Annotated in this window: 13 protein-coding genes; 12 read left to right on the forward strand and 1 reads right to left on the reverse strand. The window is 66.9% G+C overall.

Features of this window, described 5'->3' with window-relative positions; genetic code table 11:
- Positions 1-22: 22 nt before the first annotated feature.
- Complete coding sequence (locus ACQ450_RS06230; protein ID WP_431470931.1) at positions 23-619, forward strand: class I SAM-dependent methyltransferase; 597 nt, start codon at positions 23-25, stop codon at positions 617-619.
- Here the strand turns inward: ACQ450_RS06230 and thiS are convergent.
- Positions 616-1,620, reverse strand: a complete 1,005-nt coding sequence (thiS, locus tag ACQ450_RS06235) for a sulfur carrier protein ThiS (RefSeq protein ID WP_431470932.1) — start codon at positions 1,618-1,620, stop codon at positions 616-618. The genes ACQ450_RS06230 and thiS overlap by 4 nt on opposite strands.
- Positions 1,621-1,762: 142 nt before the next feature.
- On the opposite strand from thiS, the gene aroQ reads away from it, so the two are divergent.
- From aroQ to ACQ450_RS06290, 11 genes are all read left to right on the forward strand, one after another.
- Complete coding sequence (aroQ, locus tag ACQ450_RS06240) at positions 1,763-2,197, forward strand: type II 3-dehydroquinate dehydratase (RefSeq protein ID WP_431470933.1); 435 nt, start codon at positions 1,763-1,765, stop codon at positions 2,195-2,197.
- 36 nt (positions 2,198-2,233) lie between these two features.
- Positions 2,234-2,716: an acetyl-CoA carboxylase biotin carboxyl carrier protein gene (gene accB, locus ACQ450_RS06245; RefSeq protein WP_431470934.1), complete on the forward strand. Its 483-nt coding sequence runs from the start codon at positions 2,234-2,236 to the stop codon at positions 2,714-2,716.
- 4 nt (positions 2,717-2,720) lie between these two features.
- Entirely contained in the window at positions 2,721-4,073 is a 1,353-nt protein-coding gene (gene accC / locus ACQ450_RS06250; RefSeq protein ID WP_431470935.1) for an acetyl-CoA carboxylase biotin carboxylase subunit, read from the forward strand.
- A 24-nt stretch (positions 4,074-4,097) separates the two neighbouring features.
- Positions 4,098-4,754, forward strand: coding sequence for a hypothetical protein (locus ACQ450_RS06255; RefSeq protein ID WP_431470936.1), 657 nt, complete (start codon positions 4,098-4,100; stop codon positions 4,752-4,754).
- Positions 4,751-5,089 (forward strand): arsenate reductase family protein, encoded by a 339-nt coding sequence (locus ACQ450_RS06260; protein WP_431470937.1) that lies wholly within the window; start codon positions 4,751-4,753, stop codon positions 5,087-5,089. Before ACQ450_RS06255 ends, ACQ450_RS06260 begins: the two co-directional genes overlap by 4 nt.
- Positions 5,090-5,290: 201 nt before the next feature.
- The gene (locus ACQ450_RS06265) at positions 5,291-6,835 is read left to right on the forward strand and encodes a phospholipase D-like domain-containing protein (protein ID WP_431471177.1); all 1,545 of its coding nucleotides are present in this window, start codon (positions 5,291-5,293) and stop codon (positions 6,833-6,835) included.
- Positions 6,836-6,896: 61 nt separating this feature from the next.
- The gene (purL, locus tag ACQ450_RS06270) at positions 6,897-9,113 is read left to right on the forward strand and encodes a phosphoribosylformylglycinamidine synthase subunit PurL (protein WP_431470938.1); all 2,217 of its coding nucleotides are present in this window, start codon (positions 6,897-6,899) and stop codon (positions 9,111-9,113) included.
- A 92-nt stretch (positions 9,114-9,205) separates the two neighbouring features.
- A complete protein-coding gene (locus ACQ450_RS06275) occupies positions 9,206-9,604 on the forward strand; it encodes a DUF3052 family protein (RefSeq protein WP_431470939.1) in 399 nt (132 codons plus the stop codon).
- A gap of 45 nt (positions 9,605-9,649) precedes the next feature.
- A complete protein-coding gene (locus tag ACQ450_RS06280) occupies positions 9,650-10,324 on the forward strand; it encodes a nitroreductase family protein (RefSeq protein ID WP_431470940.1) in 675 nt (224 codons plus the stop codon).
- A gap of 61 nt (positions 10,325-10,385) precedes the next feature.
- Positions 10,386-11,675, forward strand: a complete 1,290-nt coding sequence (locus tag ACQ450_RS06285; protein ID WP_431470941.1) for a DUF418 domain-containing protein — start codon at positions 10,386-10,388, stop codon at positions 11,673-11,675.
- Positions 11,676-11,731: 56 nt separating this feature from the next.
- Positions 11,732-11,902 (forward strand): (2Fe-2S)-binding protein, encoded by a 171-nt coding sequence (locus tag ACQ450_RS06290; protein ID WP_431470942.1) that lies wholly within the window; start codon positions 11,732-11,734, stop codon positions 11,900-11,902.
- Positions 11,903-12,007 lie beyond the last annotated feature (105 nt).

A 12,007-nucleotide genomic window follows, 5' to 3' on the forward strand; every position in this document is an offset into this window, starting at 1 on the left:
GCGAGCCGTTCGGAGTTCCGCGATGCCCGATCGGATTGCCGAACATTATGAACGGCACGCCCAACGTTTCGATCGGGCACGCCGACGCGCCTTTCCGGAACGAGACTGGCTCGACCGGTTCCTGCTGCCGCTACCGCGCCACGCCCATGTCCTCGATCTGGGCTGCGGTGCGGGCGAGCCGGTCGCCCGCTATGTGATCGATGCCGGGCACCAGCTGACCGGAGTGGACGTATCGGAGCGGATGATCGCGCTCGCGCGCACGCGCTTCCCGCGCCACCGCTGGCTGCGAACCGACATGCGGGCGGCGACGATGGACCGCGGATTCGACGGGGTGCTCGCGTGGGACAGCCTCTTTCACCTGCCGCCGATCGACCAGGCGGCGATGATCACGCGGATCGCAGGCTGGCTCGAACCGGGCGGCGTGTTCCTGTTCAATTCGGGGCCGGCGCGCAGCGAGTGCATCGGCAGCCAGTTCGGCGACGCACTGTATCACGCGAGCCTCGCGCCCGAGGAATATCGCGCGCTGTTCGATGAGACCGGGCTGCTGGAAATCGCCTATGCGCCCGAAGACGAGGCGAGCGGCGGGCGCAGCGTCTGGCTGGCCCGCAAGGAGCGCTAGATCAACCCGGAAAGCGGGCTCGACGGATCGGCATAGCGCCGCTTGCCCATCCGGCCGGCACGATAGGCGAGCCGACCGCTCTCCACCGCCAGCTTCATAGCGCGTGCCATCGCCACCGGATCCTTCGCCTCGGCGATCGCCGTGTTCATCAGCACGCCATCGCAGCCCAGTTCCATCGCCACCGCCGCGTCGCTCGCGGTGCCGACGCCGGCATCGACCAGCACCGGCACCTTCGCACCCTCGACGATCAGCCGGATCGTCACGCGATTCTGGATGCCCAGCCCCGATCCGATCGGCGCGCCGAGCGGCATGATCGCGACCGCGCCGGCTTCCTCGAGCTGCTTCGCCGCGATCGGATCGTCGACGCAATAGACCATCGGCTTGAACCCTTCGGCCACCAGCGTCTCGGTCGCCTTCAGCGTCTCGCGCATGTCGGGATAGAGCGTGCGCGCCTCACCCAGCACTTCGAGCTTCACCAGATCCCAGCCGCCCGCCTCGCGCGCGAGCCGCAACGTGCGCACGGCTTCGTCGGCAGTGAAGCAGCCGGCGGTGTTGGGAAGATAGGTGACCTTTTTCGGGTCGATATAGTCGGTGAGCATCGGCGCCTTGGGATCGCTGACGTTCACGCGACGGACGGCAACGGTGACGATTTCCGCGCCCGACGCCGCGAGCGCGGCGGCGTTCTGCTCGAAATCCTTGTACTTGCCGGTACCGATGATGAGCCGCGACCGGAAGGTCTTGCCGGCGACCGTCCAGCTGTCGTCGTCCACCGGCCGGGCATGATCGCCGCCGCCGACGAAATGGACGATCTCGAGCTCGTCGCCGTCCTCGACTCGAACCTCGTGCAGCGTCGAACGCGGGACGACCTCGAGGTTGCGCTCGACCGCCACCTTCTCGGGCACCAGCCCCAGCTCGCGCGCGAGATCGGCGATCGTCATGCCCGCAGGCACCCGGCGATGCTCGCCGTTGACGTTGATGGTGACGGTGCCGTCCTTGTGCACGCTGTTCTTCTCCGTTCGTCCCGAGCGAAGTCGAGGGACGTGCCGCAAGTGAAACGTGTCTCGACTTCGCTCGACACGAACGGGTAGGAAACCCTTGCCCGCGATATAGGCCTGGCACGCCGCCCCGCAACCGAGAGCTCCGATGCCCGCGACCGTCTATGTCCTGAACGGCCCCAACCTCAACCTGCTCGGCCTGCGCGAGCCCGAAATCTATGGCAGCGACACGCTCGACGACATCGCCGGCATGCTCGAGGATCGTGCGCGCGACCTCGAACTGGACATCGAGATGCGCCAGTCGAACCACGAGGGGCATCTGATCGACTGGATGCACGAAGCGCAGGCGCAGGATGCCAGGGCAGTGCTGCTCAACGCAGGCGCCTTCACCCACACGTCGGTCGCGCTGCACGATGCGATCCGATCGATCCGAACTCCGGTGATCGAAGTCCATCTTTCCAATCCCTTGACGCGCGAAACCTTCCGCCACGAGAGCTTCGTCGGTCGTGCCGCGCGCGGAACCATCGCCGGGTTCGGCGCCTTATCCTATCTGCTGGCGCTTGAAGCCGCGGCGCGCTTCTGACAACAGGCGCGCTTTCGCGAAACTGAGAAGGGTCGCATGACCAAAGAACATGATCACGGCGGAATGCGCGTCGATATCGAGCTCGTTCGCCAGCTTGCCGCAGTCCTTGACGAAACGCAGCTCACCGAAGTCGAAGTGGAGGACGGCGAGCGCCGCGTGCGCGTCGCGCGCACCGTGACGGCCGCGCCCGCGATGCACTATGCGCCGGCCGCCCCGGCTCCCGCAGCGGCACCGGCGGCCGCACCGGCCCCGGTCGAAACGGGATCGCCCGCGCCTGCGAGCCACGCCAACGCCGTGAAGTCGCCGATGGTGGGCACCGTGTATCTGGCCGCCGAACCGGGCGCCAAGCCGTTCGTCAGCGCGGGCCAGAAGGTCAATGCCGGCGACACGCTGCTGATCGTCGAAGCGATGAAGGTGATGAACCCGATCGTCGCCCCCTCCTCGGGAACGGTGAGCGCGGTGCTGGTCGAGAACGGCCAGCCGGTCGAGTTCGACCAGCCGCTCGTCGTCGTCGAGTAAGGCGATGCCGCAGATCAAGAAGCTGCTGATCGCCAATCGCGGCGAGATCGCGCTGCGCATCCACCGCGCCTGCCACGAAATGGGCATCAAGACAGTGGCGGTACACTCGACCGCCGACGCCGACGCGATGCACGTGCGGCTGGCCGACGAAGCGATCTGCATCGGCCCGCCGCCCGCCGGCGAAAGCTATCTCAACATCGCCAACATCATCTCGGCGGCGGAAATCAGCGGCGCCGACGCGATCCACCCCGGCTATGGCTTCCTTTCCGAAAATGCGCGCTTCGCCGAGATCGTCGAGGCGCACGGGCTGCTGTTCGTCGGCCCCAAGCCCGAGCATATCCGGACGATGGGCGACAAGATCGAGGCGAAGCGCACCGCGGGCGCGCTGGGCCTGCCGCTCGTCCCCGGCTCGGACGGTCCGATCAGCGACCTGGCGGAAGCCAAGGAGATCGCGAACCGCGCCGGCTATCCCGTCATCATCAAGGCGGCGTCGGGCGGCGGCGGACGCGGCATGAAGGTCTGCACGTCCGAGGACCAGCTCGAAACGCTGATGCAGCAGGCGGGCAGCGAGGCGAAGGCGGCGTTCGGCGACGCCACCGTCTACCTGGAAAAGTACCTCGGCAATCCGCGCCACATCGAGTTTCAGGTGTTCGGCGACGGCAACGGCAACGCGATCCATCTGGGCGAGCGCGACTGCTCGCTCCAGCGCCGCCACCAGAAAGTGCTCGAGGAAGCCCCCTCGCCCGTCATCAACGCCGAGGAGCGCAGCCGGATGGGCGGCGTGGTCGCCAAGGCGATGGCCGACATGGGCTATCGCGGCGCGGGCACGATCGAGTTTCTGTGGGAAGCGGGCGAATTCTATTTCATCGAGATGAACACCCGCCTTCAGGTGGAGCATCCGGTGACCGAGATGATCACCGGGCTCGATCTGGTGCGCGAGCAGATCCGGGTCGCCGAAGGCGAGCCGCTGTCGGTGCGGCAGGACGAGATCGAATTCCGCGGCCATGCGATCGAATGCCGGATCAACGCCGAGGATCCGCGCAACTTCACGCCCTCGCCGGGCAAGATCACGCACTTTCATGCGCCCGGCGGCATGCACGTCCGCGTCGATAGCGGCATCTATTCGGGCTACAAGATCCCGCCCTATTACGACAGCATGATCGCCAAGCTGATCGTCTATGGCCGCACGCGCGAGGGCTGCCTGATGCGGCTGCGGCGCGCGCTGGAGGAATTCGTCGTGGAAGGGGTTAAGACGACCATTCCGCTCCACCAGGCGTTGCTCGACGATCCCGAATTCCAGTCCGGCGACTATACGATCAAGTGGCTGGAGGAGTGGCTGGCGCGCGATTCCGGGTGAACGGAAGGTGGAGCGGCAGCACGCATGTTCATCGGCCATTACGCTCCGGCGCTGATCGCCGCGACTCTCCCGCGCGCGCCGCGGCTCGGAACGCTGTTCGTGGCGGCCCAGCTCGTCGATATCGGCTTCTTCGCGCTGGTGCTCGCAGACGTCGAGCATCTGCGCTTGGAGCCGGGCATCACGGCGATGAACCCGCTCGACCTTTATCACATGCCCTGGACGCACAGCCTGATCGGCACGCTCGCCTGGGCGGCGGGGTTCGCGCTGATCGTGGGCCGAGTCGCGCGCGACCGCGCGGCAGGGCTGATCGCCGGCACGGTCGTGCTGTCGCACTGGCTGCTCGACCTGCTGGTCCATGCCCCCGATCTGACACTCTGGGGCGCACCGCCGCGACTGGGGCTGGGTCTCTGGAATCATCCGGCCATCGCCATCCCGCTCGAGCTTGGGCTGACGCTGGGCGCGCTGCTCTGGTACGCGCACCGGACGGCAGCGCTCTCGCTTGGCGGCAAGCGGCTGCTGGTGGCGCTGGCCGCAGTACTGCTGGCCGTTCAGTTGCTCAACTGGTTCGGACCACCGCCTGCCGAAGTGGCCGTGGCGCTGCCGCTGACGGCGCTTGCGGCCTATCTGCTGTTTGCGGCGCTCGCCTGGGGCGTCGCCCGTAACCGGACGAGGAAGCCATGAAAGCAACCATCTATCATAATCCCCGTTGCTCCAAGTCGCGCGAGGCACTGGCGATCCTGAACGGCACGCCGGGCATAGAAGTGGATGTGGTCGAATATCTCAAGACGCCGCCGAGCACGGAGAAGCTGGCGAAGCTCTATGCGCGCGCCGGGCTGTCGCCCGCAGAGGGACTGCGCAAGGCCGAGGACGGCGCCAGGCCGCTCAAGAGCGCCGAGGATGCGGCGATTCTCGACGCGATGGCGGCGAATCCGATCCTGATCGAGCGCCCGCTGGTCGAAACCGAGAAAGGCGTGCGGCTGGGTCGGCCGCCGGAGCGCATCCGCGAGATTCTGTGACGCTTCCCGCGACGGCGCTTCATTCCATCGCTTGGGTGACGTCCTGCTGAAGCCCGTAGAAATCGCAGCCTGCACATTGCGTGGGAGCTTTCCTCGCGCCGTCTGGTTTCACATGCGTTACGTGCGCCGCGGGTCGGCACACCCTAGCCAAGCGGGGGAAGGATGCGTCAAAACCAAGCCGTGAACGATTCGCCTGACCAGATGCTCGAGCTCGGCCGCAACTGCTGGCGGATGAGCACCGCCACGAAGGCGACGGTGATCGTCGATGCGGACAATTACTTCCGCGCGGCGCGATCGGCGATGCTGCAGGCCAAGCGCCAGATCCTGCTGATCGGCTGGGATTTCGATGCGCGCATCCCGCTTACCCACGATCCCGACGACCATCCAGAGGCGCCGGCAAAGGTCGGCGAATTCCTGTCGTGGCTGGTGCAGCAGAAGCCCGAGCTCGACATCTTCATCCTGCGCTGGGACGTGGGCGCGCTGGGCATGTTCGTGCACGGGCGGACGCTGGCGCGGCTGTTCCGCTGGACCGTCGACCGCAAGATCCATCCCAAGCTCGACCATTTTCATCCCCCCGGCGGATCGCATCACCAGAAGATCGTGGTGGTCGACGATTGCCTCGCCTTCTGCGGCGGGATCGACATGACGCGCGACCGCTGGGACACGCGCGGGCATCGCGACGACGAACCCGAGCGCGTACGCCCGAACGGCACGCCGCACGGGCCGTGGCACGACGCCACCACGGCGCTGCAGGGGCCGGTGGCGCGCGATCTGGGGCATTTGTGCCGCGAGCGGTGGCGTCATGCCGGGGGGAAGCCGATCGCGGCGCCCGAGCCGGCGGAGGAATGCTGGCCCGAGGGCCTGGAGGTCGGCTTCACCGACGCGACGGTGGCGATTTCGCGCACCCATCCGACGATGACCGATGACGGCCCGGTGCGCGAGATCGAGCAGCTCTACCTCGATCTGATCGCCCGTGCGAAGAAATGGATCTATGCCGAGAGCCAGTATTTCGCCTCGCGGAAGATCGCCGAGGCGATCGTGCGGCGGCTGCAGGAGCCCGACGGGCCCGAGATCGTGGTGCTCAATCCGGTGAGCGCGGCCGGCTGGCTCGAGCCGATCGCGATGGACACGGCGCGTGCGCGGCTGATGGAGGCGATCCGGCGCAGCGACCCGCATGGGCGCTTCCGCCTCTATCATCCGCACACCGCGGGCGGGCAGCCGATCTATGTCCACGCCAAGGTGACGGTGATCGACGATTGCGTGCTGCGCGTGGGATCGTCGAACTTCAACAATCGTTCGATGCGGCTCGACACCGAGTGCGACGTGACGATCGACGCGGGACTGCCCGGCAATGCGGACGAAGAGGCGACGATCGCCGGCATCCGCAACGGCCTTTTGGGCGAGCATCTCGACGTGTCGCCGGAACTGATCGCCGAGCGGCTCGAGGAAACCGGTTCGCTGATCGCGACTATCGAATCGCTGCGCGACACGCGCGACAAGACGCTGCGACTGTACGAGACACCCGACCTGAACGGAGTCGAGGAATGGCTCGCCGACAACGAGATCCTCGACCCCGAAGGGCCCGAAGAGGAATTCGAGCCGCTGTGCAATCGCGGGCTGCTGCGCCGGCTCGATCCCGCGCGCGATGCGGTTTCCTCACGCCCGCCCTGGCAGATCGTGGCGGGCGCGACCGCGCTGGGAGCCGCCGTCGCCGCGGGCGCCTGGACGCTGGCGCGGCGACGCTGAAGCCGCGCGCGACGCGGCAGTCCTCTAGCCTCCCGCCCCCGCCCCCGCTAAAGCGCGCGGCATGACCGAGATCACGCCCGAAACCGTCGCCGAACACGGCCTTTCACCCGAGGAATATGCGCGCGTGCTCGCCGCCATGGGGCGCGAGCCGAACCTGACCGAACTCGGCATCTTCTCGGTGATGTGGTCCGAGCATTGCTCGTACAAGTCGAGCCGCATCCATCTGAAGAAGCTGCCGACCGAGGGGCCGCAGGTGATCTGCGGGCCGGGCGAGAATGCGGGCGTGGTCGACATCGGCGACGGCCAGGCGGCGATCTTCAAGATGGAGAGCCACAACCACCCGAGCTACATCGAGCCCTATCAGGGCGCGGCGACCGGCGTGGGCGGCATCCTGCGCGACGTGTTCACCATGGGCGCGCGGCCGATCGCCAACCTCAATGCGCTGCGCTTCGGCCGACCCGACCATCCCAAGATGCGGCACCTGATCGCGGGCGTGGTCCACGGCATCGGCGGCTATGGCAATTGCGTTGGCGTGCCGACGGTGGGCGGCGAAGTGAATTTCCACCCGGCCTATGACGGCAACATCCTGGTCAATGCGATGACCGTAGGCATCGCCGACACCGACAAGATCTTCTATTCGGCCGCCTCGGGCGTGGGCAATCCGATCGTCTATGTGGGCTCCAAGACCGGGCGCGACGGCATTCATGGCGCGACCATGGCCTCTGCCGATTTCGGCGAGGATTCGGAAGAGAAGCGCCCCACGGTGCAGGTCGGCGATCCGTTCACCGAGAAGCTGCTGATCGAGGCGTGCCTCGAGCTGATGGCATCGGATGCGATCGTCGCGATCCAGGATATGGGCGCGGCTGGCCTCACTTCCTCCTCGGTCGAGATGGCGTCGAAGGGCGGCGTCGGCATCGAGCTGATCATGGACGACGTGCCCCAGCGCGAAGAAGGCATGACTCCCTATGAGATGATGCTCAGCGAATCGCAGGAGCGGATGCTGATGGTGCTCAAGCCGGGCCGCGAGGCCGAGGCCGAGGCGATCTTCCGCAAATGGGAACTCGACTTCGCGGTGATCGGCCGCGTCACCGACACCGGCCGCATGATCCTGAAGTGGAAGGGCGATACCGTCGCCGACATTCCGCTCGCGCCGCTGGCGGACGAGGCGCCGCTCTACGACCGGCCGCACAGCGTGCCCGCCTCGCCTGCGCCGCTCGGCGACGTGCCGGAGAGCCAGGATATCGCCGCCGATCTGGTGAAGCTGATGGGATCGCCCGATCTCGCCAGCCGGCGCTGGATCTGGGAGCAGTACGACCATATGGTCGGCGCCGACACCGTGCAGCGCCCCGGCGGCGATGCGGCCGTCGTGCGCGTCCACGGCACCGAAAAGGCGCTGGCGATGACGACCGACTGCACACCGCGCTATTGCTACGCCGATCCTGTGGAGGGCGGCCGCCAGGCCATCGCCGAGGCGTGGCGCAACCTTTCGGCCGTGGGCGCGACTCCGCTCGCCGTCACCAACTGCCTCAACTTCGCGAACCCGCAGCGGCCGGAGATCATGGGCCAGTTCGTCGGCTGCCTCGAAGGAATGGGCGACGCCTGCCGCGCGCTTGATTTCCCGATCGTGAGCGGCAACGTCAGCCTCTACAACGAATCCAAGGCGACCGGCGGCGGATCGGCGATCCTGCCCACCCCCGCGATCGGCGCGATCGGCCTGCTCAAGGACTGGCGCAAGAGCTGCACGATCGGCTTCAAGGGCACCGGCGACGCGATCGTCGTGATCGGCGACCGGATGGGCCATCTAGGGCAGTCGCTGTGGCTGCGCGAGATCCACGGCCGCGAGGAAGGGCCGCCGCCGCCGGTCGATCTGGCCGCCGAACGGAGCGCAGGCGACTTCGTGCGGCTGGCGATCACCAACGGCTGGCTGAGCGCGGTTCATGACGTATCCGACGGCGGGCTGGCCGTCGCAGTGGCGGAAATGGCGCTCGCGTCCGGGATCGGCGCGCTCGTCAACGAGCCGCAGCCGTTCGGCATCGCCGGCAGCTTCTTCGGCGAGGACCAGGGCGTCTATGTCGCCACCGTCGACGATTCCGCCTGCGCCGAGCTGATGGCGGCGGCGGAAAAGGCCGATGTCGTCGTCGACCTGCTGGGCCGCACGATTCGCGACCGGCTGGTGTTCGAGCTGGAGGAAGGCGACTGGGTGGTGCCGCTCGAAACGCTCCGTACTGCGCACGAGGGCTTTTTCCCCAAGCTGATGCAAGGCGAAATCGTCAGCTGAGCGTGGCGCGGCCGGCGCTTGCCGGACTTGAACCCGGCGCCCGACCGGTTCATGCCGGTGGCCCCAGTCAGCAGACCGAGGCGATCGCGATCATGACGGCAGCTCCTTCCGGCACCCCGCTTGCACAGAAGCTGGGGATCGTGCGCGGCATGCGCGTGTGGTTCCACGACATGCCCGCCGACATCCGCGCCGCGCTGGAACCCGACGCGATCGGCGCCGAGGAACAGGCGGCGGCTTCGGATGGGCTGCAATGCGCCGTCCTGTTCGTCACCGAGCGCGCGCGGCTCGAACGGCAGCTGAAGGCGGTCGCCCCGCTTCTCCAATCGAAGGGTTTCGTCTGGGCAGCCTGGCCGCATGAAGCGGGCGCCGAACTCGACGAAGATGCCGTGCGCGACGTCGCGCGACCGCTGGGCCTGACCGAGACGCAGTCCTGCACGATCAACGGTGACTGGAACGCGCTGAAATTCGTGCTGCAAAGAGGCTCCGGCTGATCGACATCATCGCTCGGCGCCGCAGGATCGTTTAGGAAGCCGCCAATGCAGGAACATGAGATGCTTCCCTGGCAGCACGCGCCCGAGCGGAGCGACGCCGACCGCGCAAGCCATGCACAGGCATTCTACGAAACGATGCGCACGCGGCGCAGCTGCCGCGCCTTCAGCAAGCGGCCGGTGCCCCGCGACGTCATCGAAGCCGCGATCCGCACGGCGGGAACCGCGCCCAGCGGCGCCAACCATCAGCCCTGGCACTTCGCCGCGATCTCGTGCCCGGAAACCAAGGCGACGATCCGAGTCGCGGCCGAGGAGGAAGAGCGCCAATTCTATTCGGGGCGCGCAGGCAATCATTGGCTGCAGGCGCTGCGACCGCTCGGCACCGATGCGCAGAAACCGTATCTGGAGGACGCGCCGTGGCTGATCGTGGCGTTCGCACAGCGCCGCGGCGGCCCCGCGCCGGGTGACGACCTGCAGAATTACTACGTCATGGAAAGCGTCGGCATCGCGTGCGGGCTGCTGCTCGCGACGTTGCACCAGGCGGGGCTGGCGACGCTGACGCACACGCCCAATCCGATGCGCTTTCTCAATCGTGTGTGCGCCCGCCCCGACCAGGAGAAGCCCGTGATGATCATCGTCGCCGGCCATGCCGCGGCCGATGCCACGGTGCCCGCCCATGCCCTGCGCAAGAAGCCGCTCGAGCAGATCACCAGCTGGATCTGAACGCACTGGCCATTCCGCTTTCCCTGGTGTAGCAGTATAGCAACACAGGGGGATCTACATCATGGCAACCACCGCGCCGCCGCTGCGCCGCATCCAGTCGCTCGACGTTGTTCGCGGCGTCGCCGTGATGGGTATTCTGACGATGAACATCGTCGCCTTCTCGATGCCGATGGCAGCCTATATGAACCCCGCCGCTTTCGGGGGAACGACCGGCGCGGACCTGTGGGCCTATCTGATCAATTTCGTCCTCTTCGACGGAAAGATGCGGGGGCTCTTCTCCTTCCTGTTCGGCGCATCGACTCTGCTGGTGATAGAGCGCGCGACGGCGCGCGAGGCGAACCCGGCACGAGTGCATTATGCGCGCATGTTCTGGCTGCTGCTGTTCGGGCTGGCGCACCTGTACCTGCTCTGGTGGGGCGACATCCTGGCGCTCTACGCGCTGGTCGGGCTGCTGCTCTGGTTCTTCCGCAAGCTGCGGGTGAGCCGGCTGATCATCGTCGGCGTGCTGCTGCTGCTGGTGCAATGCCTGATCGTCGCCCTGATCCCGCTTTCGGTCCAGGGATATAAATCCGGCGCGTTCACCGGAGGCGACATGGCGGCCGCCGCCGAGGGCCTCCGGGCATTGCGCGAAGGGTTCGGCGTCCCCCCCGCCGACGCTATCAACGAACAGCTCGCGCTCTATCGCGGCAGCTATGGCGCGATCCTCGCAAACCGATTCGAGCTGTTCGCGCTCGGCCCGATCAACGCGCTGTTCGTGATGGGCGCGGAGACGCTGGCCTATATGCTGTTCGGCATGGCGGCATTCAAAACCGGCATGCTTTCGGGGGCCTGGGCCCGCTCGAGCTATTGGAAATGGGTGGCGATCGGCTTCGGCATCGGTATTCCCGCCTATGCCATGCTCGGCTGGTACATGGTCGATCAGGATTTCAGCATGTTCTCGGTCACGGTCGCCGTGATGGCGCTTCCGACGCTGTTCCGGCCGGTCATGATCCTGGGCTGGGCGGCGCTGATCATCCTGCTGATGCGCGACGGCTGGCTGACGCAGCGGATCGCCGCCGCCGGCCGGATGGCATTCACCAACTATCTGATGACCACGATCCTCTGCACCACCTTCTTTTACGGCTATGGCCTGGGTTGGTTCGGCTATCTCTCGCGCGCCGAGATCTACGTCGTCGTCGCGGTCGTCTGGCTGCTGATGCTGCTGTGGTCGAAGCCGTGGCTCGAGCGGTTTCGCTATGGCCCCTTCGAATGGCAGTGGCGCTCGCTGTCGCGTGCGCGGCTCCAGCCGCTCCGCGGAAGCGCGCTCCGCCACGATCCGGCCACCGGACCCGTTGCGAGCGCGACGCAATAGACGTTGCGAATCACTCTCATTAGCCCTAGAAAGGCGAAAGAGAGTGTGAGGGTGCAATGGTCGTCTGCGTTTGCAATGCAATACGGGAAACCGACGTGCGCGAGGCCGCGCGCAGCGGCGCGACCAGCGCCTGCCAGGCCTATCGTGCGCTCGGCCGCCAGGCCAAGTGCGGCCAGTGCGTCCCCTTCGCGCGCGAGATCATCGCCTCGGAACGTGCTGCTGCGTAGCGTTCGCAGCAGCGAAAAACGGCGGATTTCCTAGGTTTTCACCCTGTCCATCTGCGCTCGAAGCGCGTAGAGTCCCGTCCGTGTTTCGCATTGGACAAGGGACCG

The sequence above is a fragment of the Sphingosinithalassobacter sp. LHW66-3 genome (assembly GCF_050703275.1).
GTDB lineage: Bacteria > Pseudomonadota > Alphaproteobacteria > Sphingomonadales > Sphingomonadaceae > Sphingomonas.

Coding starts and splice junctions, on each gene's coding strand:
- accB (WP_431470934.1), top strand. CDS start 2,234: ATGACCAAAGAACATGATCACGGCGGAATGCGCGTCGATATCGAGCTC.
- ACQ450_RS06280 (WP_431470940.1), top strand. CDS start 9,650: ATGCAGGAACATGAGATGCTTCCCTGGCAGCACGCGCCCGAGCGGAGC.
- ACQ450_RS06255 (WP_431470936.1), top strand. CDS start 4,098: ATGTTCATCGGCCATTACGCTCCGGCGCTGATCGCCGCGACTCTCCCG.
- ACQ450_RS06275 (WP_431470939.1), top strand. CDS start 9,206: ATGACGGCAGCTCCTTCCGGCACCCCGCTTGCACAGAAGCTGGGGATC.
- ACQ450_RS06285 (WP_431470941.1), top strand. CDS start 10,386: ATGGCAACCACCGCGCCGCCGCTGCGCCGCATCCAGTCGCTCGACGTT.
- ACQ450_RS06260 (WP_431470937.1), top strand. CDS start 4,751: ATGAAAGCAACCATCTATCATAATCCCCGTTGCTCCAAGTCGCGCGAG.
- accC (WP_431470935.1), top strand. CDS start 2,721: ATGCCGCAGATCAAGAAGCTGCTGATCGCCAATCGCGGCGAGATCGCG.
- ACQ450_RS06290 (WP_431470942.1), top strand. CDS start 11,732: ATGGTCGTCTGCGTTTGCAATGCAATACGGGAAACCGACGTGCGCGAG.
- aroQ (WP_431470933.1), top strand. CDS start 1,763: ATGCCCGCGACCGTCTATGTCCTGAACGGCCCCAACCTCAACCTGCTC.
- purL (WP_431470938.1), top strand. CDS start 6,897: ATGACCGAGATCACGCCCGAAACCGTCGCCGAACACGGCCTTTCACCC.
- ACQ450_RS06265 (WP_431471177.1), top strand. CDS start 5,291: ATGCTCGAGCTCGGCCGCAACTGCTGGCGGATGAGCACCGCCACGAAG.
- ACQ450_RS06230 (WP_431470931.1), top strand. CDS start 23: ATGCCCGATCGGATTGCCGAACATTATGAACGGCACGCCCAACGTTTC.